Origin of the sequence: Flavobacterium rhamnosiphilum (assembly GCF_004349195.1) — a bacterium.
Lineage (GTDB): Bacteria > Bacteroidota > Bacteroidia > Flavobacteriales > Flavobacteriaceae > Flavobacterium > Flavobacterium rhamnosiphilum.
This window is the reverse complement of sequence record NZ_SMLG01000035.1, coordinates 1-1440: the sequence shown is the minus strand read 5'-3', so window position 1 is coordinate 1440 and position 1440 is coordinate 1. Positions and strand designations below refer to the sequence as shown.

The 1440-nt window shown below is 27.7% G+C and carries 1 protein-coding gene; it reads left to right on the top strand.

Annotation, left to right across the window (positions count from 1 at the left end; all coding sequences use genetic code 11):
• The first annotated feature begins 120 nt into the window (after nucleotides 1–120).
• Nucleotides 121–1416: an IS4 family transposase gene (locus tag E0I26_RS16395; protein ID WP_131917520.1), complete on the top strand. Its 1296-nt coding sequence runs from the start codon at nucleotides 121–123 to the stop codon at nucleotides 1414–1416.
• Nucleotides 1417–1440: the final 24 nt, after the last annotated feature.

Sequence of the window (1440 nt, the reverse complement as noted above, 5' to 3'; positions counted from 1 at the left end):
CAATGTCATTAAGTTAAGGGTTTATCTAGCTGATTTTTAGATTATTATGTGTTTTATTTGTAAAATTTTTCATATATTTATATGATAATCAATCATTTATAACTTTGAAAAAAAACAGCTATTTTTATCTTCAAAAAGATACAAACACAATTATTTAGTGAGGAATTGAAAAACGAATATAAAGTTTCAGAAAAAGACTTTACACGAAATAGAAAACAGAATTTTCCTTTTATCTTGCTATTTATGTTAAACTTCCTTAGAAAAAGCCTCACGATGGAAATAGATAACTTCATAAGTTTTCTAAAACCCAATATTGGTAGTAAGTTTACAAAGAGCGCATTTGTTCAAGCTCGAATGAAGGTAAGACCAGAAGTCTTTAAAAAACTCTCTCAAACATTAATAGATGAATTTTACACTGATAATGATAAAGCTATAAAACTATGGAGAGAATTTAGACTATTAGCAATAGACGGTTCTCGAATTACCTTACCGATCACTAATGAATTAAAATCTATGTATGGCGATGCAAAAAACCAAACAACCACTAGCATAGTTCAAGCAAGATGTTCAGTAATATACGATGTTAAAAACAACTATGTTTTAGATGGAATTTTAGCTCCTTTGAGTTCAGGAGAAAGAAAATTAGCTTTATCACATTTATTGCATTGCAAATCCAATGATTTATTAATTTACGACAGAGGTTATCCTTCATATGGTTTTATTTATGAGCATATAAAAAGAGATTTAAATTTTCTCATGCGTGTGAAAGTTTCTTTTAGTCAAGTTACCATTGATTTTGAATCAAGTGAAAAGAAGTCTCAAATAGTAACTTTCTATCCTGGGAAAAATACTAAACTATCCGACAAGTCATACGACAAGGATACTCCAATTGAAGTTAGATTAATACGTGTAGAGCTACCTAAAGGGCAAACAGAAATATTAATCACATCATTATTAGATAACAAAAAATATCCTAGTTCAGTTTTTAAAGAATTGTACAGCCAAAGATGGGGAATAGAAACATTTTATGATCGATTAAAAAATAAATTAAAAGTTGAACATTTCTCAGGGTACTCCAATGAAAGTATTCAACAAGATTTCTATGCAGCACTGTTTGTGAGTAATATACAAACCTTAATTGTAAGTGAATTAGAAGATGATTTAGTTAAGGATAATCAACAAAAAAAATATGATTATAAAATCAACACCAATTTATCTTATGGTTTTCTTAAAAACAGAATACTAGATTTATTCCTTACTTCAAAATCAATGGAAAAATCTTTTGAAGACCTTAAGCAGTTGTATAAAGAAAACCTTATTCCAATAAGACCCAATAGATCTTTTGAAAGAAATTCAGGAAAATATAGAACCAGAATAAAACCTAATGTAACTAAAAATCAAAAAGATAGCTTTTAAAAATTTCTTAACTTAATGACATTG